Origin of the sequence: Phenylobacterium sp. (assembly GCF_965229015.1) — a bacterium.
Classification (GTDB): Bacteria; Pseudomonadota; Alphaproteobacteria; order Caulobacterales; family Caulobacteraceae; genus Phenylobacterium.
The window spans coordinates 499,596-516,917 of the sequence record NZ_CBDDIM010000001.1 but is presented as its reverse complement, the minus strand read 5'-3'; the positions used below and the strand labels follow the sequence as shown (position 1 = coordinate 516,917).

At 70.5% G+C, this 17,322-nt stretch carries 18 protein-coding genes and 2 tRNA genes; 7 read left to right on the top strand and 13 right to left on the bottom strand.

All coding sequences use genetic code 11. The features are described from left to right. Positions 1-602: 602 nt before the first annotated feature. The 7 genes from ACO06I_RS02540 to infA form a co-directional block, all read right to left on the bottom strand. Positions 603-2,702, bottom strand: a complete 2,100-nt coding sequence (locus tag ACO06I_RS02540) for a TonB-dependent receptor (RefSeq protein WP_421931056.1) — start codon at positions 2,700-2,702, stop codon at positions 603-605. Between the two features lie 187 nt (positions 2,703-2,889). Then, positions 2,890-5,169, bottom strand: a complete 2,280-nt coding sequence (locus ACO06I_RS02535) for an NADP-dependent malic enzyme (protein WP_421931055.1) — start codon at positions 5,167-5,169, stop codon at positions 2,890-2,892. A 93-nt stretch (positions 5,170-5,262) separates the two neighbouring features. Then, positions 5,263-5,338, bottom strand: a tRNA-Phe gene (locus tag ACO06I_RS02530). Between the two features lie 65 nt (positions 5,339-5,403). Further along, positions 5,404-5,577 (bottom strand): DNA gyrase inhibitor YacG, encoded by a 174-nt coding sequence (gene yacG / locus ACO06I_RS02525; RefSeq protein ID WP_421931054.1) that lies wholly within the window; start codon positions 5,575-5,577, stop codon positions 5,404-5,406. After that, positions 5,574-6,611: a ribonuclease E/G gene (locus ACO06I_RS02520; RefSeq protein ID WP_421931053.1), complete on the bottom strand. Its 1,038-nt coding sequence runs from the start codon at positions 6,609-6,611 to the stop codon at positions 5,574-5,576. The genes yacG and ACO06I_RS02520 overlap by 4 nt, the downstream gene beginning before the upstream one ends. After that, positions 6,608-7,189, bottom strand: a complete 582-nt coding sequence (locus tag ACO06I_RS02515) for a Maf family nucleotide pyrophosphatase (RefSeq protein WP_421931052.1) — start codon at positions 7,187-7,189, stop codon at positions 6,608-6,610. Before ACO06I_RS02515 ends, ACO06I_RS02520 begins: the two co-directional genes overlap by 4 nt. A gap of 18 nt (positions 7,190-7,207) precedes the next feature. Further along, positions 7,208-7,426 carry a translation initiation factor IF-1 gene (infA, locus tag ACO06I_RS02510; protein ID WP_215341158.1) on the bottom strand — a complete coding sequence of 73 codons (219 nt, stop codon included), beginning with the start codon at positions 7,424-7,426 and terminating at the stop codon, positions 7,208-7,210. A 134-nt stretch (positions 7,427-7,560) separates the two neighbouring features. On the opposite strand from infA, the gene ACO06I_RS02505 reads away from it, so the two are divergent. Beyond that, positions 7,561-8,313, top strand: a complete 753-nt coding sequence (locus ACO06I_RS02505; RefSeq protein WP_421931051.1) for a hypothetical protein — start codon at positions 7,561-7,563, stop codon at positions 8,311-8,313. On the opposite strand, the gene ACO06I_RS02500 is transcribed toward ACO06I_RS02505, so the two are convergent. From ACO06I_RS02500 to ACO06I_RS02475, 6 genes are all read right to left on the bottom strand, one after another. Beyond that, on the bottom strand, positions 8,310-8,762 hold the full coding sequence (locus ACO06I_RS02500; RefSeq protein WP_421931050.1) for a low molecular weight phosphatase family protein: 453 nt from the start codon (positions 8,760-8,762) through the stop codon (positions 8,310-8,312). The two genes, ACO06I_RS02505 and ACO06I_RS02500, sit on opposite strands and share 4 nt — an antisense overlap. A 6-nt stretch (positions 8,763-8,768) precedes the next feature. Further along, positions 8,769-9,248 (bottom strand): UPF0262 family protein, encoded by a 480-nt coding sequence (locus tag ACO06I_RS02495; protein WP_421931049.1) that lies wholly within the window; start codon positions 9,246-9,248, stop codon positions 8,769-8,771. A 156-nt stretch (positions 9,249-9,404) separates the two neighbouring features. Beyond that, positions 9,405-10,073: an SH3 domain-containing protein gene (locus ACO06I_RS02490; RefSeq protein ID WP_421931048.1), complete on the bottom strand. Its 669-nt coding sequence runs from the start codon at positions 10,071-10,073 to the stop codon at positions 9,405-9,407. A 107-nt stretch (positions 10,074-10,180) separates the two neighbouring features. After that, positions 10,181-11,425, bottom strand: coding sequence for a mechanosensitive ion channel family protein (locus tag ACO06I_RS02485; RefSeq protein ID WP_421931047.1), 1,245 nt, complete (start codon positions 11,423-11,425; stop codon positions 10,181-10,183). 57 nt (positions 11,426-11,482) lie between these two features. Next, positions 11,483-12,775, bottom strand: coding sequence for a histidinol dehydrogenase (hisD, locus tag ACO06I_RS02480; RefSeq protein ID WP_421931046.1), 1,293 nt, complete (start codon positions 12,773-12,775; stop codon positions 11,483-11,485). A 42-nt stretch (positions 12,776-12,817) separates the two neighbouring features. Further along, positions 12,818-13,237, bottom strand: a complete 420-nt coding sequence (locus ACO06I_RS02475; RefSeq protein ID WP_421931045.1) for a DUF2948 family protein — start codon at positions 13,235-13,237, stop codon at positions 12,818-12,820. 344 nt (positions 13,238-13,581) lie between these two features. On the opposite strand from ACO06I_RS02475, the gene ACO06I_RS02470 reads away from it, so the two are divergent. The 6 genes from ACO06I_RS02470 (at position 13,582) to ACO06I_RS02445 (ending at position 17,302) form a co-directional block, all read left to right on the top strand. Further along, a tRNA-Thr gene (locus tag ACO06I_RS02470) sits at positions 13,582-13,656 on the top strand. A 352-nt stretch (positions 13,657-14,008) separates the two neighbouring features. After that, on the top strand, positions 14,009-14,353 hold the full coding sequence (locus ACO06I_RS02465; RefSeq protein WP_421931044.1) for a DUF2239 family protein: 345 nt from the start codon (positions 14,009-14,011) through the stop codon (positions 14,351-14,353). A 353-nt stretch (positions 14,354-14,706) separates the two neighbouring features. Further along, positions 14,707-15,321, top strand: coding sequence for a DJ-1/PfpI family protein (locus ACO06I_RS02460; protein WP_421931043.1), 615 nt, complete (start codon positions 14,707-14,709; stop codon positions 15,319-15,321). Between the two features lie 84 nt (positions 15,322-15,405). Continuing rightward, positions 15,406-16,194: an SDR family oxidoreductase gene (locus tag ACO06I_RS02455; RefSeq protein ID WP_421931042.1), complete on the top strand. Its 789-nt coding sequence runs from the start codon at positions 15,406-15,408 to the stop codon at positions 16,192-16,194. Between the two features lie 299 nt (positions 16,195-16,493). Further along, positions 16,494-17,087: a hypothetical protein gene (locus tag ACO06I_RS02450; protein ID WP_421931041.1), complete on the top strand. Its 594-nt coding sequence runs from the start codon at positions 16,494-16,496 to the stop codon at positions 17,085-17,087. Then, a complete protein-coding gene (locus ACO06I_RS02445) occupies positions 17,087-17,302 on the top strand; it encodes a hypothetical protein (protein ID WP_421931040.1) in 216 nt (71 codons plus the stop codon). Before ACO06I_RS02450 ends, ACO06I_RS02445 begins: the two co-directional genes overlap by 1 nt. Positions 17,303-17,322 lie beyond the last annotated feature (20 nt).

The window sequence follows — 17,322 nt, the reverse complement described above, 5'->3', positions numbered from 1 at the left end:
AGCACGTTTGGACCGAGGGTCGTCGCGCGAGAGCGTCTCCACCCCAATTGAAAATGCCCGCCGTTCCTCGCGTAACCACGAAAGGAACAACGGAGCCGCTATCGCTGCGCCCGACCCCGTAACCCGTGTCGCAAGGCGCGACGGTCGTGTTCCGGTGGCGGGAGCGACCTCGCCCTCCCCGAGGGGAAGTTGAAGTCTTACCGCTATGTTAGACGTGCGGCAGGGGTGCTTTGGCAACCCCTTTTCCAAGCGTCAAGGGGGGGGACCGCCAAGCGCAAGCATATGGATGTGTCGGAAGATACGGTATTGCTGCACCGCACAACGCATTACACAAGTATTCCCGATCGTTTTTCTACTTGCGAGGGAATTTATGTGCTGCGTTGCAGCAATTTCGACGGAACGCCGGTCTTGAAATAACACGGTCGCCGAACAGCTCCGGCGCACTCGCGCCTGATTTTCGGTCATGTCGTCGTCGTGGGAGGCAAATGGGAGTCCAAGGCCGAGCCGTCAAGCTCCGAGGCCTCGACTCGCGCGCGCAAGCCGCCGGCCATGGCCTGGCGGCCACAGTCGTCCGGTGGGGGCGCCTCGGCCCAGCCGGAGCCCTAGAAGCTGTAGGTGACGCCCGCGCGGAGTGTGCGGCCCGGCTGCGGGGCGATGTCCTTCAGGAAGGAGGTGTGCTCGCGCGCCTCCTGGTTGGTCAGGTTGCGGCCGTCGAGGAAGAGCTTGAAGTCCTGGTCGGCCAGGGGGCGCCAGGACACCCGGGCGCTGAGCAGGGTGTAGGCGTCGGTCGGCAGCTCGAAGGCGCTGAGCCGTCCCTGCTCGGCCACATAGCGCACCTCCACCTGCCCCTCGAGACGCGGCGCCTTCCAGACCAGGCGGCCGGTGACCGAATAGGGCGGGATCCGCGCCGGCGGGCCGACGTCGGTCTGGCCGTGGACATAGTCATACGAGCCCTCGGCCGACAGCACCCCGTCACCGCCGCGCCAGAGGTCGTAGGCGCCCTCCAGTTCGCCGCCGTAGAAGGTGGCGTCGGTCTGGGTGAAGCGGACCACCGGCAGCTCGCCGGCCGGATCGATGGCCCCGGCGTCGTCGACGAACAGGCCGGTGCGCATCTCGTCGATGAAGCCCTTGTAGTCGGCGCTGTAGATGTGGGCCTCGACCCGGCCATTGTCGCCCGTCCACCGCAGGGTCGCCTCCAGGGAGGTGACCTGCTCGGCGTCCAGGGTCGGATCGCCGATCTCGTAGCTGCCCGTGCCCCCATGGGGACCGTCGGCGAACAGCTCGAACTCGGTGGGGGCGCGGCTGTTGTGGGCCAGGCTCAGGCCCAGGAACCAGTCGCTGGCCGGACGCCAGAAGGCGGCGACCGAGGCCGAGGCGTTGGTGAAGTCCTGCTTGCCCGCCGCCGCGGTCCAGTTGGTCCCATAGGAAGCCGCCGCATCGCTGGTGGGCCGGCCGCCGAGATCGGCGTCAAGGGTGCGCCGGTCGACTCGCAGCCCGGCCTCCACACCCCAGGTGTCGCGGTCCAGGCGCTGCAGCAGGAAGGCGCCGATCTCCTGGATGCTCACCGGCGGGATGAAGGCCTCGGCCCCCAGGGCCTCGAAGTCACGGCCCAGCACCTGGACGCCCACCGCCCCCTTCCAGCCGTCGCGCTCCCGCTGGACCAGCTCCAGGCGCCCCTCGGCGCCCTTGGAGAGGAAGGTCGTGCCCACCGCGCCGCTGGCCACGTCCACCTCGCGATGTTCGTAGTCGGCGTAGCCCACGGAGAACCGGGCCTTCTCGAAGGGGCCGGTCTCGAGGCTGGTCTCGCCGCGCAGGTCGTAGCGGGTCTGGTCGAGGTCGATATAGACCGGACCCTCGGCCGGCGGCGGCCCGACCTGGACCACCTGCGGGAACGGCACGCCGTACTGGGTCTGGGTCCGTTTCACCGAGGCGCCGAGGAAGCCGCGGTCGCCGATATAGGAGAGACCGACCCCGTAGGCGGTGAGATCCACGTCGGTGTTCTTCACCACGCGGTCCGGCAGGGCGGTGACGCCGTTGGCGGCTTCATACCTGGAGGAGACCGGATTGGAGGGGCTGTCATAGTCGCCGCTGGCGCGCCGGACCGCGTCGAGGGCGACGACCCAGGGCCCCTTCCCCGCCTTCAGCCCGGCCGAGACCGAATAGCTGTCGTCGGCCGAGCCGTACGACGCGGCCACATGGCCGTCCGCGGCGCCCGTGGCCGGGGTGGAAGGCACCCGCTCGTCGAGGATGTTGACCACCCCGCCGATGGCCGAGCCGCCATAGGCCAGGGTCGAGGGGCCCCGCAGGACCTCGATGCGCGAGGCCTCCCCCGGATCGGAGGCCACGGCGTGGTCGGGGGAGAGCGAGCTGGCGTCCACCAGGCCGACGCCGTTCTGCAGGATCAGCACCCGCGGTCCCGACAGACCTCGGATGATCGGACGGCTGGCGCCGGGGCTGTAGGCGGTGGAGCGCAGGCCCGGCATGCCGTTGAGCAGGTCGCCGATCCCCACCGGGGGCGCGGTGGAGAGCTGGGCCTGGGTCACCACATTGATGCTGGTGGTGGCGGAGTCGAGGGAGACGGCATAGGGCGCGCCGGTGACGATCAGCTCCGAGACGGTGGGGCCCGCCTCCTCCGCCATGGCCGGGCCGGAGCCGAGAGCCGAAACGCAGACCGCGGCGAGAAGAAGCGTTTTGGCGCGCATGTGGGAACCCCTGAAAGCAAGCCCGGGGACCACTATGTTATATCATAACATCACTCAAGCGGATTTCTGACCGGAACCCGCGCGACCGGCGGAGCGCCTGGAAAACGGGCGCGGGCGCCCTCCCCCGCCCTCCGAGGTCTCGTGCGTGACGGACGCCTGGACCGGCGGCCTCGTCAGATAGTCACGCCTAGGGAATGTATCCCGTGCTCGCCTCCACCGCGGCCAGAGCGGTGAGGTTGACGATGCCCCGGGCGGTGACGCTGGGGATCAGGACGTGGATCGGCTTGGACATGCCCAGCAGCATGGGCCCCACCAGCAGGGCGCCGGTGGAGGCCTGCAACAGGGTCAGGCTGATATTGGCCGCGTCGAGATTGGGCATGACCAGCAGGTTGGCCGCGCCCTTCAGGGCGCTGTCCCCCACCAGGCGATTGCGCTGGCCCTCCAGCAGGGCGGCGTCGGCATGCATCTCGCCGTCCACCTCGAGGTCCGGAACCTGGGCGCGCAGCAGGGCCAACGCCTGGCGCATCTTGCGCGCGCTGGGGGAGTTGGAGGCGCCGAAGCTGGAATGGGAGAGCAGCGCCGCCTTGGGCTCCAGGCCGAAGCCACGCACCGTGTCGGCGGCCAGCCGGGTCATCTCGGCGATCTGCTCGGCCGTGGGGTCGGGATTCATGTGCGTGTCGCAGATGAACAGCACCCCGCCCCGGGTGATCAGGGCCGACAGGGCGTGGATGCGGTCGATGCCCGGCCGCCGGTCGATGATCGGCATCACATAGGTCATGTGTCGCCACCAATCGCCGGAGCCGCCGCAGAGGGCGGCGTCCACATAGCCGGACTCCAGCAGCATGGCGGCGGCCACGGTGGGCCGGCGCTCCACGCGGCGGGCGGCGGCGTCCGGCGGCGCGCCGCGGCGGCCCACCAGGTCCTGGTAGCGCGCCACCAGGGGAGCGAAGACCTCGCGGTCCTGGGCGGGGTCGAGGATCTCCACCTCGGCGTCCGGCCGCATGCGCAGACCCAGTTCGGCGATGCGCGCGAGGATCACCTCGCGCCGGCCCACCAGGACCGGCCGGGCCAGGCCCTCGTCCACCACCGTCTGGACCGCCCGCAGGACGCGGTCGTCCTCGCCCTCGGCATAGGCCACCTTCTTCATCGCCTTGCGGGCGGCCTCGAAGATCGGACGCATCAGCTGGCCCGAGCGGTAGACGAAACGCTCCAGCTCGGTGCGGTAGGCGGCGAAGTCGGCGATGGGCCGGCGCGCCACCCCGGTGTCCATGGCCGCCTTGGCTACGGCCGGGGCGATCTGCAGGATCAGGCGGGGATCGAAGGGCTTGGGGATGATGTAGTCGCGGCCGAACAGCGGCGCGGCCCCGCCATAGGCGGCGGCCACCACTTCGGACGCCTCGGCGCGGGCGAGCGAGGCGATCGCCTCGACGGCGGCCAGCTTCATCGCCTCGTTGATCACGCTGGCGCCGACATCCAGGGCGCCGCGGAAGACGAAGGGGAAGCAGAGCAGGTTGTTGACCTGGTTGGGATAGTCGCTGCGACCGGTGGCGACGATGGCGTCGGGCCGGGCGGCCGCCACCAGTTCGGGCAGGATCTCCGGCTCGGGATTGGCCATGGCCAGGATCAGCGGGTTGGGCGCCAGCAGCGACAGCCACTCGGCCTTCAGCACCCGCGGCGCCGAGAGCCCCAGGAAGACGTCGGCCCCGGACAACACCTCCGGCAGGGTGCGGGCGTCGGTCTGGCGCGCATAGGCGGCCATGTTGGGGGGCATGTCGGGCTCGCGGCCCTCATAGACCACCCCCTTGATGTCGGTCAGGGTGATGTTCTCGGGCTTCAGCCCCATCAGCACCAGCAGATCGACGCAGGCCAGGGCCGCGGCGCCCGCCCCCGAGGTCACCAGCTTGATGTCGGGCAACGACTTGCCCTGCAGGACCAGGGCGTTGCGCACGGCGGCGGCGCAGACGATGGCGGTGCCGTGCTGATCGTCATGGAAGACCGGGATATTCATCCGCTGGCGCAGGGCCCGCTCGATGGCGAAGCACTCCGGCGCCTTGATGTCCTCGAGATTGATCCCGCCAAAGGTCGGTTCGAGGGAGGCGACGATATCGACGAAACGGTCGGGATCCAGCGCGTCGATCTCCAGGTCGAACACGTCGATGCCGGCGAATTTCTTGAAGAGGACGGCCTTGCCCTCCATCACCGGCTTGCTGGCCAGGGGACCGATATTGCCCAGGCCCAGGACGGCCGTGCCGTTGGAGATCACCGCCACCAGGTTGGCGCGCGCCGTCATCTCGTCGGCGGCGGCCGGATCGGCGACGATCGCCTCGCAGGCCGCGGCCACCCCGGGGGAATAGGCCAGGGCCAGGTCGCGCTGGGTGTCCATGCGCTTGGTGGGCTCCACCGACAGCTTCCCCGGCCGGGGAAGGCGGTGATAGTCGAGCGCGGCCTTGCGGAAGTCGTCGTCCATGGGTGTCAGGTCTCCTGAGGAGACCTCTGGGACGATGCGGCGTCATCTTCAAGGCCTAGGCCCGATGGACGCGGAATGATGTTCGGGAAGAAGTGGTGCCTGGGGGCGGATTCGAACCACCGACACGTGGATTTTCAATCCACTGCTCTACCAACTGAGCTACCCAGGCCTAGGTCCCGCGCCGCGGGAGCCGCGTCTATAAAAGAGGGTCGGGGCGGTGTCCAGCGAGGAGCATCAATTCCCGTCATCCTCGTCGTGGAGGCTGTCGGCCTCGTCCTCCTCCACCGGAATCGCATAGCTCCCCACCAGCCAGCGCTGGAGGTCAACGTCGGAACAGCGACGCGAGCAGAAGGGCCGGTATTCGGTCGAGGACGGCTTCTTGCAGATGGGACAGGGGGCGGCGGTCACAGGGTCTTCACGTCCAGGCGGTCACGGGGCCAGTCGGGATTTGCCTCTATAACAAATCGCGCGCCGATGCGCGCCGCCAGGGCCTCGGCATGGGGCTTGGCGACCGCGGCCACCGAGGGCGCGCAGGTGGCGGCCAGGCGTCCGCCCGGATCGCTCGACGCGTCCGCCTCCAGGCGGCGTATCAGCCGCAGGGCCAGGGTGAGGTCGGACAGCCCCCCTGCCCCGTCGCCGAGAATGTCGCGGATCGCCCGGCCTCGGCGCGGCACGGTCATCTCCATGGTGCCGAAACGGCCCACGGGGCCGATGGCGACGCCGGGATTGTCGGGGGAGAAGGCCGTGCGGGCCGCCGTCAGCAGGGCGTTGCCGTCATGACCGCGGCCGACGAGGTCGATCACCACGATGCCCCCCAGGCCCTTGAGCCGCAGCAGGCGGGCGGATTCGGCGAGCGCCGTGAGATTGGCCTGGCGGGTGACCCGCTTGACGTCCTGGCCCTTGCGCTCGCCGACGTCGACGTCGATGGCCACCAGGGCCCGGGTCGGCTCGATGGCGAGGGTGCCGCCCCCCGCAAGCGGATGGATGGTCTCCAGCGCCTCGGCCTCGGCGGCGTCGGCCATGGCGCGCGCCGCGCGGCCTTCGATGATGGCGGTGTCGCGGGCGAAGCTCGCCAGCTGTTCGGCGAGGTCCGGGGCGGCGGTCATCAGTCGGGGCTTACCCTCGGCCGGGCCGACGAGCCGCACGGTGGCGAGCTTGCCGTCGCGGGGCTCGCTGCGGACCTCCACCTCGATCGCCTGGCCCTCGACGGGCCGCGCCTCGGGCCGGAAGGCCATCAGGGCCTCGACGCCGCCGAGATCGATGAAGGCCGAGGCGAAGGCCGGCTCCACCTTGCGCACCCGGCCCACCAGCCGGGCGCCGAGGCGGGTGAGTTCGGGGTCATTGTCGCGGAGGATCAGCAGGCGCTCCGGCGCGCCGTCGAGGGTGACCACCCCGCGGCTCTCGCCGATCCCGCGATCGAGGTAGAGCTTGCGCACGCTCATGACCGCGAAAAGCCCAGGCCCGTCAGCAGGTTCTGGGTCTCATACAGAGGCAGGCCCACCACGGCGGTGTAGGAGCCCTGCAGGGCGATGACGAAGGCGCCGGCCCGGCCCTGGATGGCGTAGCCCCCGGCCTTGCCTACGCCCTCGCCGCCGGCGAGGTATTCCGAGATATCGGCCGGCGTCAGGCGCTTGAAGTGCAGGCGGGTCTCCACCAGGCGGCTGGCGGCGCGGCCGTCGGGCGACCGCAGGGCCACGGCGGTCAGCACCTTGTGAGCCCGGCCCGACAGCAGCGCCAGGCAGGCGCGGCCCTCGGCCTCGCTCTCCACCTTGGGCAGGATCCGGCGGCCCACGGCCACCACCGTGTCGGCGGCCAGGACATAGGCGGCGGGCTGCTCGGCGGCGACCTTGGCCGCCTTGGCCACGGCCAGCCGCAGGGCCAACAGCCGCGGCGTCTCGTTGGGAAGGGGGGTTTCGTCGATCTCGGCGGCCACGACGGCGTCGGGCGCGAGACCGATCTGGGCCAGGAGATCGAGCCGCCTGGGGCTCGCGGAGGCCAGCACCAGGCGCGGCGTCGTCATCAGGGGGCCGTGCGCCCGCTAGCGGACGCGGAAGGTGATGCGGCCCTTGGACAGGTCGTAGGGGGTCATCTCCACCAGGACCTTGTCGCCGGCCGAGACCCGGATGCGGTTCTTGCGCATCTTGCCGGCGGTGTGGGCGATGATCTCGTGATCGTTCTCGAGCTTCACGCGGAAGGTCGCGTTGGGCAGGACTTCACTGACCGTGCCCGGAAACTCCAAAAGTTCTTCTTTAGCCATGCAGGCTCCAAATAGACGCCGATAAAAGTCGAACGGCCCACGCCTGAATCGAGGGGCGCGAGCCGTGGGAGAGCCCTCTATCATAACGCGGAGCCCGCCGCACGGTCGAATGCCATGGCTGGAAAGGGAGAGGATTGAGCGATCACCCCGAGGAACGGGCGCGTTACTTCGTTCTGCTGGAGCTTGCGCACCGGGACGCCGATGTCCTGGCCTTCTGGCTGACCGGCTCGCGCGGCAAGGGCCGGGCGACCGCCGCCTCAGACTATGACTGCGTGCTGATCGTGCGCGACGCCGTCTTCGACGACTGGCGCGCGCGTCATGCGGGGCGGGACCGCGGGCGGACCGACTGTTCTGTGATGACCCTGGAGGGCCTGCGCCGCCACGCCGCCTGGGGCGAGGCCGAAGCCTGGGACCGTTACAGCTACGCCCATGTCCGGGTGCTGGTGGATCGCACCGACGGTCTCTGCCAGCGGATCATCGATGAGAAGGCGCGGGCGCCCGCGAGCGAGGTCGCCGCATTCATCGACCGGTCGCTGGACCACTATCTCAATCAGACCTATCGGGCCCTGAAGTGCCTGCGAGACGGCCTGCCCTTGGCGGCGCGGCTGGAGGCCGCTGGGGCGGTCACGCCCGTGCTGGACGCCCTCTTCGCCCTCGACGGCGGCCGATTGCGCCCCTTCGCCAAGTATCTGGAGTGGGAGTTGGTGGAACATCCCCTCGCCCGCGCACCCGCCGATCTCGCGCCGCGCCTGGCGCGCCTGCTCGATCCGGCCGAGGCCGGCCCCCTGCGCCGGCTGCTGGCCGATGTCGAACCGATCTTCCGTGAGGCCGGCCACGGCGCGGTATTCGACGCCTGGGGCGCCGACCTGGCCTGGATGCGCGGCTAGCGCGGAAACCGCTGGGCGATGTGGGCGGCAAGCGCGTCGCGCACCTCGCGATAGGCCGCCAGCCGCGCCTCCCGGGAGCCCTCCACCAGGGTCGGATCGAAGGTCGGCCAGTACTCGATCTCGGCCGCCCGGCCGCGGGTCATCTCCACCGCCCGATGCTGGGCCTCCGGGGTCAGGGAGACCACCAGGTCGAAGGAGGTGTCCTCCAGGTCATCGAAGGTCTTGGGCTTGTGATCGGCCAGATCGACACTCAACTCCGCCATCACCGCCTCGACGAAGGGATCTACGCCCTCGGCCTCGTCGCGCTTCAGGCCGCAACTGTCCACGAAGACGCGGTCCCCCAGGGCGCGCATCATCAGGGCCTCGGCCATGGGCGAGCGGACACGGTTGAAGTTGCAGGCGAAGAGCACCGCCCCTGGCAAGGGCGGCGCGGGCGGATCAGCGGCCATCGAACCCTATCCCCGCCAATGCAGGGCGCAGATGAGGGTGAAGAGCCGCCGGGCGGTGTCCAGATCGGTGTCGATCTTGCCCGCCAACCGCGTCCGTAACAGGTTCGAGGCCTCGTTGTGCAGGCCGCGCCGGCCCATATCCAGGGCCTCGATCTGCGACGGGGTCGAGTTGCGGATCGCCTGGTAGTAGCTCTCGCAGATCAGGAAGTAGTCCTTGATCAGCCCCCGGAACGGCGAGAGCGACAGGATATGGCGGCGTTCGTACTGCGGCCCCGCCACGTCCAGCACCAGCCGGTTCTCCACCAGCCCCATCTTCAGGTCATAGGGTCCGCCCTCGGCGCCCTCGGGATGGAAGTAGTTCTCCTCCAACAGATCGAAGATCGCGATCTGCCGCTCCTGCTCCTGGTCACGCGAGACCGCGGCGAGGGATTCCTCGTCGATCTCCACGGTCTGCAGGCGGTGCTTGGTGCGGTCTTCGTCGGCCATGGCGGTCGGTGGGGAACGGGTCAGCGACGTTTATTGCAAACCAACCCCTAACGTCACCCTGCACGATCGCCTCACCTTGTTCGCGGACATAAAAAATCGCCCGGCGCTGGGAAGCGCCGGGCGAGGTCGGTCGGGGGGAGGAAACCGAGCTGGGGCCTAGTAGCCGTAGGCGGCGTACTGGTAGCCGGTGGGCTGGACGTAGCGGGCCTTCACATAGCCGACGCCGACGCCGCCTTGCCCCACCAGGATCCAGTCGCTGCCGCGCACCCGGGCCAGGGCCTGGAAGCGCTCGCCGGCCCGCAGTTGGCCCACACGCTGGGCCGCCGTGGTGGGGGCGCCGCGCAGGTTCACCGTGGTGCGGGCCGCGAAGGTCCCGCCGTCCCGGACATAGGCGGCCGGGGCGATGTCGCCCGACAGACGATAGCCGGCGTGGCTGTAGGTGGCGGGCTGCTGGTAGGCGGGCTGGCTGTAGGCCGGCTCATAGGTCTGGCCGTAGCCGTAGGCGCTCTGGGCCTGGCCCTCGCGCTGCATCTTGCAGCCGACATAGGAGCCGGTGGCCGCGCCCACCACCGCGCCGATGGCGGTGCCCGTGCCGCGGTCGTTCTTGGCCAGGTTCGAGCCCGCCGCCGCCCCCAGCAGGGCGCCGATCAGGGCGCCGCCCGCCTGCTTGCCGCCGGGCGCGTCGCAGCTGACGATGGAGCCGAGGCCCGAACCGGTGGGCGCGCGATAGGTCTGGGCCGAGGCGCCCGAGGCGGCGCCGGCGGTGAGAGCGGCGGCCATCGTCGCGACAGCCGCGCTGCGGATCAGCTTGGTGGAAGTTTGCATGGCTTGGTCTCCGTCTTGGAATGGGTTCGAAGCCTCATCGGCTCCGATGACCTCACCCTAGAGACCCCACCCTGAACCGGCGCCTGGACGGCGCTGTCAGAAAGCGTTCAGCTTCGGGAAGGGCCGTTGGCGGTCGCGCGAGCGGGCTCATCCCTTGCCGTGGAAGGGGTTGTGGGCGCCGTCGGAGCCGGAGCCCCCACCGGCCGGTAGGCGATCTCCACGCCTTCCCGCTCAAAAAGAGTCTTCAGGCGGCGATTATATTCGCGCCCCACCGCCCACTGATCGCGCGGCCGGGTGGTGACTCGCGCCTTGAGCAGCACCCCGGTGGGATCGAGACGGTCCACCCCCAGCACCTCGAAGGGCCGGGTGATCTGGTTGGCGAACTCCGGCTCGGCCCGCATCTCGTCCCCCAGTCGGCTCATGACCTCCAGGGCCTTGTCCACGTCCGAGCCGTAGGTGACCAGGATCTCGAACACATAGGAGGAGAAGGTCTTGGTCCGGTTGTGGATCACCTGGGCCTCCGAATAGGGGAAGATGTGCAGGGTGCCGTTCTGATCGCGCAGGCGGATGGTGCGCAGGGTCATGGCCTCCACGGCGCCGCCGGAGTCCCCGATCCGCACATTGTCCCCCACCGAGACCACGTCCTCGGCGATCAGGAACAGGCCGGTGAGGAAGTCCTTCACCAGGGTCTGGGCGCCGAAACCGATCGCCACCCCCACCACGCCGGCGCTGGCCAGCAGCGGCCCCACCTTCACCCCAATCTCGGAGAGGAAGGTCAGGACCGAGACCACCACCAGGACGCTCTGGATGAAGCCCCGGATCAGGGGGCCAAGCGTGCGGATCTGCGCCGCGCGGCGCCCGTCCCCGCTGCGCCGCGCCACCCCGGCCACCATATGGTCGACCACGAAGCCGGCCACCTCCACCGCCCCCACCGCCAGGATGACGACGCCGAGCGCCCGCAGCAGCCCGCCGCGGGTTCCCCCCCCCATCCAGGCGAAGGGATCGATTCCCCAGACCCGCGCCATCAGCAGCAGGGCGCCGCCCAGGATCGTCAGGCGGATCAGCAGCCAGGTCAGTCCGGCCGCGCGCGACACGCTGGCCTGCCGAACCTCGGTCGGCGTGTCGGCCAGGCGGCGGATCCAGAAGTTGAACAGGCGCCTCAGCCCCGCGATCATCAGCAGGGCGACCGCCACCACGACCACGGAGAACAACAGATTGAGGGCGGCTTCCCGCGGCCCGAGGCGCGCCAGGTCGGCCCAGACGTCGCTCAGGGTGGTGACCAGGCCTTCGCCGGCGGAAGGTTGCGCCGCTGAAGCGGCCATGGCCGCTGGCGCGGCGGAAGCAACAGGCATGCGGAAACGGTCTCTGGCTGCGCCCACCCCGCCGGAGCGGCAAACGCCTTGGACCGCCTAGGGTTCCTGGATCTGACCCAGCCGGATGGCCGCCGATCGCGCGTGGGCGGGCAGGCCCTCGGCGTCGGCCAGGGCCGCCGTCGGCGGCCCCAGGATCGCAAACGCCGCCTCGTCGCATTTCACGATCGAGGTGCGCTTGATGAAGTCATAGAGCGACAGACCCGACGAGAACCGCGCCGCCCGGCTGGTGGGCAGGACGTGATTGGAGCCGGCGACATAGTCGCCAATGGCCTCGGGCGTGTGTCGGCCCAGGAAGATGGCGCCGGCGTGCCGCACCCGGTCGGCCAGCCGCTCCGGCGCGTCCAGGGCGAATTCCACGTGTTCGGGCGCGATCAGGTTCACCAGTCGTGGCGACTCCTCCAACGGCGCGATGATCACCGCGCCGTGGTTGCGCAGCGAGACCGACGCGTCCTCGCTCGTCCCCAGGCTCTTCAGCTGCAATGCGATCTGGGCCTCGACGGCGTCGGCGAAGGCCTCATCGTCGGTGATCAGGATCGATTGCGCGGCCGGATCGTGCTCGGCCTGGGACAGCAGGTCGGCGGCGATCCAGTCGGGCCGGCTGGCGGCGTCCGATACCACCACGATCTCCGAGGGGCCGGCCAGCGCGTCGATCCCGACGGCGCCATAGACCCTGCGCTTGGCGGCCGTGACGAAGGCGTTGCCCGGTCCCACGATCTTGTCCACCGGCAGGATGGGTCCGGCGCCATAGGCCAGCGCCGCCACCGCCTGGGCGCCGCCGACCCGCCAGATCTCCGTGATCCCGGCCTCCTTGGCCGCCGCCAGCACCGCCGGCTGCAGGCGCCCCGGCGGGGTCACCATGGCGATCCGCTCCACCCCGGCCACCGAGGCCGGGACGGCGTTCATCAGCACGGTGGAGGGATAGGCCGCGCGGCCGCCGGGCACATAGATCCCCACGGCCTCCAGGGGGGTCCAGCGCCAGCCCAGCTCGACCCCGGCCTCGTCGGTGAACCACTGGTCGGCGGGACGCTGGCGCTCGTGATAGCTGCGGATCCGCTTGGCCGCGAAGGCGATCGCCTCGCGAACCTCCGGCGCGCACTGGGCGGCGCCGGCCTCGATCTCCTCGGCCGTCACCCGGATGGTGTCGGCATCGATCTCCGCGCGGTCGAACTGGCGAGCGAAGCGCAGGACGGCCTCGAGTCCCTCGGCGCGGACCGCCAGGAGGATGTCGCGCACCAGGACGTCGACCTCTTCAGGGGTCTCGCGGCGTTCGTCGATGAAGGCGGCGAAGGCGGCCTCGAAGCCGGGCTCGGAAAAACGGAAGCGGCGCATGGGCGCTCTTTAGCGGCGCGCGGCCGCGAACGCTACGCCTTGTCAGGTCTGGTGCGTGGGGGTCCGCGGCGTCGGCCAGGGCGCGGAGATGTCGGCCAGGACCGCGTCGACGCACTCCACGGCGATCCGCAGGTCTCCGCCGCCGGCGAAGCTGAGGGTGATGGTCCCGCCCGGGGGATCGCCCGGCTCGAACTCCAGGGTCAGCAGTTCGATCACCGCGGCCTTGGCGCCCCGCCGCAGATTGCGCGCCTGCACCCCAAGGACCGAGCCGATCTGCAGGGCCGATCGCACGCGCTCGCCCCCCTTCCCTTCCCAGCGGTAGCGATTGAAGCTCACCGTCACCCGGCGGGCCCGGCGTTCCACGGTGATGTCGCCGATCTTCGCCACCGAGTCCTGCAGCGCCGCCGATATGACCGCGAGGTCCTCGGCGTCTTCCGCCAGCAGGTGGAGCAGATCGCTCATGGTGTCGTCCCAGATTGCGCCCTTGGAGGCGTTCCATCCCGCGCATCGGCGATCCGTGGGGGTGAGGCTATCTAGCCCGAGGTTGGGCTGGGCGGAAGGCGGCCGGTCGGTGGCTGGTCCGTTGGCGTGTCGGGCGGAGTCTTGGGGTCGGACGCCTTGCGTCGCCGCAGATTGGCGCGCAGCGCCTGGGCCAGTTGCGCCTCGCGTTCCTGCGCCTGCGTCTTGCCGGATTTCGCCATATTCGAAGGGGTGCGGCGACGCGTCCGGCGCGTCAAGTTCTCTTCCCGCCGCTTTTAGGCTTCACGCGGCCCTCGACGTTGGCTATAGCCCGCCCTCGCCTTTTCGCCGTTGTAGCTCAGAGGTAGAGCGCATCCTTGGTAAGGCTGAGGTCCAGGGTTCGAATCCCTGCAACGGCACCACTACAAGCCTCTGTATTTGCAGAGGATTTCAGAGGGACGGATCGCACCAGCGGTCCGTCCCTTTGTTATTCTGGCGCCCTACGCTCCGGCGTCGGCGCGGGCGCAGCCCCGTCCGGACAGGCCAGGACTGCAACCCCGGCCGTCAATTGCGCGCGGATCGCCTGTCTGGCCGCCGCGGTGAGGCCTTCGCAGTAGAGATCCACCCCCAGTCGGACCGCGGGCGCGGCCTGCGCGCAGCCGCAGAGGACAAGGGCGGCCAGGGGCGGAAGAATCGATTTCATTATTGGCTCCTGTCGAGGCTGGTTATATATCCGGGTAATATTTCGGGCCGAGGCCGGGAGGTGGGACCGCCATGGACGACGAGACCTTCACCGCCTTCGCCGGCCATGATCGGCTGGCCGCCGGCGCCCTCTCCCAGGTCGCCCTCGCCGCCAAGGCGGCCCACGACGAGGGGTTCGAGCCGATCCTGGTGTTCGATGACGCCACCGGCCGGACCGTGGAGTTGGACCTGCGCGGCTCGGCCGCCGACGTCCTGGCGCGTCTGCCGGCCACAGAACCGCCGCCCAAACCCGGGCGCGGCCGGCCCAAGCTCGGCGTCACCGCTCGCGAGGTGACCCTGCTGCCCCGGCATTGGGAATGGCTCGCCGGCCAGCCCGGCGGCGCCCAAAACCGCGCGACGTTGTCAAGAACAAAATAAGAACATCTTGGGGACGCGCCCTTCCAGGCTCGCGGCGCGCGCCCTCCCCCGATGTGTCATCCCGCATGGAGCGGCGCAGCCGCGGAAGTGCGGGACCCAGAGGCGCCGGTCCATCCTGATAGCCCCGCGCGTCTGGGTCCCGGACAGCCGCTGGCGCAGCTTCCGGGATGACACCCTTGTTTGTTCGTGTGGTTCGTGTGGTTCGTGGTTCCGTCCTCTTGGGCGCTGGAGCCGCGAGGACCAACAAGACTGTCCGCGAACCACACGACCCCACGAACAGCTGCGCCTGGCCCAGCTTGGCCGTCGCCCGCGCCGGGCCTAGACTGCCCCTCCCCACGCCCGGAGCGCCCGCCATGCAGGTCGCCGTCCTCACCTTCCAGGCCTTCAACGAGCTGGACTCCTTCGTCGCCGCCGCCCTGCTCAACCGGCTCTCGGCCCGCGGCGTCCAGGCCTGGATCGTCTCCCCCACCCAGAGGGTGGTCTCCAAGGGCGGCATCGCCATCGACCGCCAGAAGCCGCTGGCCTTCGCCAATATCGCCGACGCGGTCATCATCGGCAGCGGCATGGCCAGCGAGGTGGTGGCCGCCGATCCCCACATCCTGGCCACCCTGCAGCTCGACCCCGCCCGCCAGCTGATCGCCAGCCAGTGCTCGGGCGCCCTGCTGCTGGCGGCGCTGGGCCTGGTGTCGCCGGGCCAGCCGGTCTGCGCCGACCACATGACCGCCCCCGGCCTGGCCGCCCACGGCTTCCGGGTGCTGGAGACCCCCTTCCACGCGGCGGGCAATGTCGCCTCGGCCGGCGGCTGCCTGTCGGCCACCTATCTCGCCGCCTGGATCGCCGCCCGCGCCCTGGGGCCGGAGTCCGCCCGCGAGATGATCCACGGGGCGGCCCCCGTGGGGGAGAAGGACGCCTGGGTCGAGCGGACCCTGGCGGTGATCGCCCCCTTCCTGGCGCCCGTCGCGGCCTGAGGGGCCATTGCCTCGGGCGCCGGCTGCCCCTACCCCTGGCCTCAACGGACGCCGGCAAGGCGCGCAACGAGGCGGAGACGAGACATGGACGTGCGGGGCAAGGTCATCGTGGTCACCGGCGCAGCCGAGGGCATCGGGGCGGCGCTCGCCCGCCGCTTCGCCGCGGACGGCGCGGCCCATGTCGCTGTGGTGGATCGCAACGCCGAGGGCGCCAAGGCCGTGGCCGCGCAGATCGGCGGGACCGCCCACACCGTCGACGTCTCCGACGGCGCCCAGGTGGCCGCCATGGTGGCCGCCGTCGAGGCCGCCTGGGGGCGCATCGACCTCTTCTGCGCCAATGCGGGCGTCGGCGACGGCGACCCGGACCGGGAGAACGCGGTCTCCTCCCCCGACGCCGTCTGGGCTCGGGCCTGGGGGGTCAATGTCATGGCCCATGTCCACGCCGCCCGCGCCGTCCTGCCGGGCATGATCGCCCGTGGCGAGGGCTACCTGCTCAACACCGTCTCGGCCGCGGGCCTGCTCTCCCAGATCGGCGGAGCCGTCTACTCGACCACCAAACACGCCGCCGTCGGCCTGGCCGAGAGCCTGGCCATCACCCATGGCGACCAGGGCATCAAGGTCTCCATCCTCTGCCCCCAGGGCGTCGACACCGCCATGCTGCGGGCCGGCGGCTCCGGCTCCCCCCAGAGCCTCGACGGCGTGCTCACCCCCGACGAGGTGGCCGGCCACGTCATCGAGGGCCTGGCCGCCGAACGCTTCCTGATCCTGCCGCACCCCGAGGTGCTCACCTACATGCAGCGCAAGACCGCCGACTACGACCGCTGGCTCGGCGGCATGCGGCGCCTGCGGGCCAAGGTGATGGGGAAGGGCTGACCGCGGCCGGGCCCGGTCCTCTCGCGAAGATCGTTCTGACAAGACCGTCAACGTGAGGTAGCGTTCAGCCGAACATCGATGGCTGGGGGGCTGACATGGTCGGACATTCGGGTCGGAGCGGCTGGGTCGCCCTTGCGGTTCTGCTTCGGGTGGGATTGGCAGCCCTGGCGCCGGTCGCGCTGCTGAGCCTCGGAGCTTGCGCCATCTTCGCGCCGCCGCCGCCGCCGCCTCCCCCGCCACCGCCTCCTCCCCCACCGCCGCCACCGGCCTACGGGCCGCTGATCTATGAGGCGCGGGGGGTGGTCATCGACCGCACCCAGGCGCTGGAGGCGATGTCAGGCGGCTACGCCGTGGTCCTGATGACCCGGGACGCCCGGGAGAATCCCGCCCTCTGCGCGGCCTATCGGTACCGCCTGGCGCCCGTGGTCAGCGTCCGCCCGTACGGCTGGCGCTCGCATGAACTTGGCGTGGTCGCGCGTGCGGTCTACTGGCCTGTGCGCAGCGTCGCTGGAATGGTCGGGGCCGTCCCGCCGCCCTGCGCCCGCCTGCTGGCCGCCTACGACTTCGACCGCGCCCGCGCCCTGATGGGGACCCTGAAGCTGGAGGGCCCCGGCCCGTTCCTTGTGGTGGTCAATTCCGGGCCCAAGGTCTCCGGCTTCACTCGCCTGGGGGTCTTTGACCTGCATCGCATCCCGCGCGACGAGATTCCGGAGACCCTCGGCGCCTTCAGCGACTACTTCGCCCAGTCCGCCGCCGCCTGGAAACCCGACCTGATCCGCGCCGCCCTCGTGCGCCAACACCTGAAGGTGCTGTTCGACGACGACCTGGCCCCGCGCGTGGCGATCCTCATCGGCCTGACCGGCTCGGCCAACGCCGCCGAGAGGGAGCCCTGATGCTTGCCCCGATCATCAAGCTGGTCACCGACTGGCGCAACGCCCTGGCGGTGATCCTGCTGCTGGGTCTCGCGCTGTGGATTCGCCCCGACGCGGGCGGCTTCACCGCCCTGGCCGTCGTGGTCTTCGCCCTGGTCTATCTCGGCGCGGCGGCGGCCAAGGCCCTGCGGCCCGGCAAGCCGCCGCCGCCCGGCGACCCCAAGCCTCCGGCCTGAGGTCCGGCCGCCCAGGTCGG

Excerpts from the sequence above, each read along its gene's own strand:
- ACO06I_RS02540 (WP_421931056.1), bottom strand. The coding sequence starts at position 2,702 with ATGCGCGCCAAAACGCTTCTTCTCGCCGCGGTCTGCGTTTCGGCTCTC.
- ACO06I_RS02535 (WP_421931055.1), bottom strand. The coding sequence starts at position 5,169 with ATGGACGACGACTTCCGCAAGGCCGCGCTCGACTATCACCGCCTTCCC.
- ACO06I_RS02520 (WP_421931053.1), bottom strand. The coding sequence starts at position 6,611 with ATGAGCGTGCGCAAGCTCTACCTCGATCGCGGGATCGGCGAGAGCCGC.
- ACO06I_RS02515 (WP_421931052.1), bottom strand. The coding sequence starts at position 7,189 with ATGACGACGCCGCGCCTGGTGCTGGCCTCCGCGAGCCCCAGGCGGCTC.
- infA (WP_215341158.1), bottom strand. The coding sequence starts at position 7,426 with ATGGCTAAAGAAGAACTTTTGGAGTTTCCGGGCACGGTCAGTGAAGTC.
- ACO06I_RS02500 (WP_421931050.1), bottom strand. The coding sequence starts at position 8,762 with ATGGCCGCTGATCCGCCCGCGCCGCCCTTGCCAGGGGCGGTGCTCTTC.
- ACO06I_RS02495 (WP_421931049.1), bottom strand. The coding sequence starts at position 9,248 with ATGGCCGACGAAGACCGCACCAAGCACCGCCTGCAGACCGTGGAGATC.
- ACO06I_RS02490 (WP_421931048.1), bottom strand. The coding sequence starts at position 10,073 with ATGCAAACTTCCACCAAGCTGATCCGCAGCGCGGCTGTCGCGACGATG.
- ACO06I_RS02485 (WP_421931047.1), bottom strand. The coding sequence starts at position 11,425 with ATGCCTGTTGCTTCCGCCGCGCCAGCGGCCATGGCCGCTTCAGCGGCG.
- hisD (WP_421931046.1), bottom strand. The coding sequence starts at position 12,775 with ATGCGCCGCTTCCGTTTTTCCGAGCCCGGCTTCGAGGCCGCCTTCGCC.
- ACO06I_RS02475 (WP_421931045.1), bottom strand. The coding sequence starts at position 13,237 with ATGAGCGATCTGCTCCACCTGCTGGCGGAAGACGCCGAGGACCTCGCG.
- ACO06I_RS02465 (WP_421931044.1), top strand. The coding sequence starts at position 14,009 with ATGGACGACGAGACCTTCACCGCCTTCGCCGGCCATGATCGGCTGGCC.
- ACO06I_RS02460 (WP_421931043.1), top strand. The coding sequence starts at position 14,707 with ATGCAGGTCGCCGTCCTCACCTTCCAGGCCTTCAACGAGCTGGACTCC.
- ACO06I_RS02455 (WP_421931042.1), top strand. The coding sequence starts at position 15,406 with ATGGACGTGCGGGGCAAGGTCATCGTGGTCACCGGCGCAGCCGAGGGC.
- ACO06I_RS02445 (WP_421931040.1), top strand. The coding sequence starts at position 17,087 with ATGCTTGCCCCGATCATCAAGCTGGTCACCGACTGGCGCAACGCCCTG.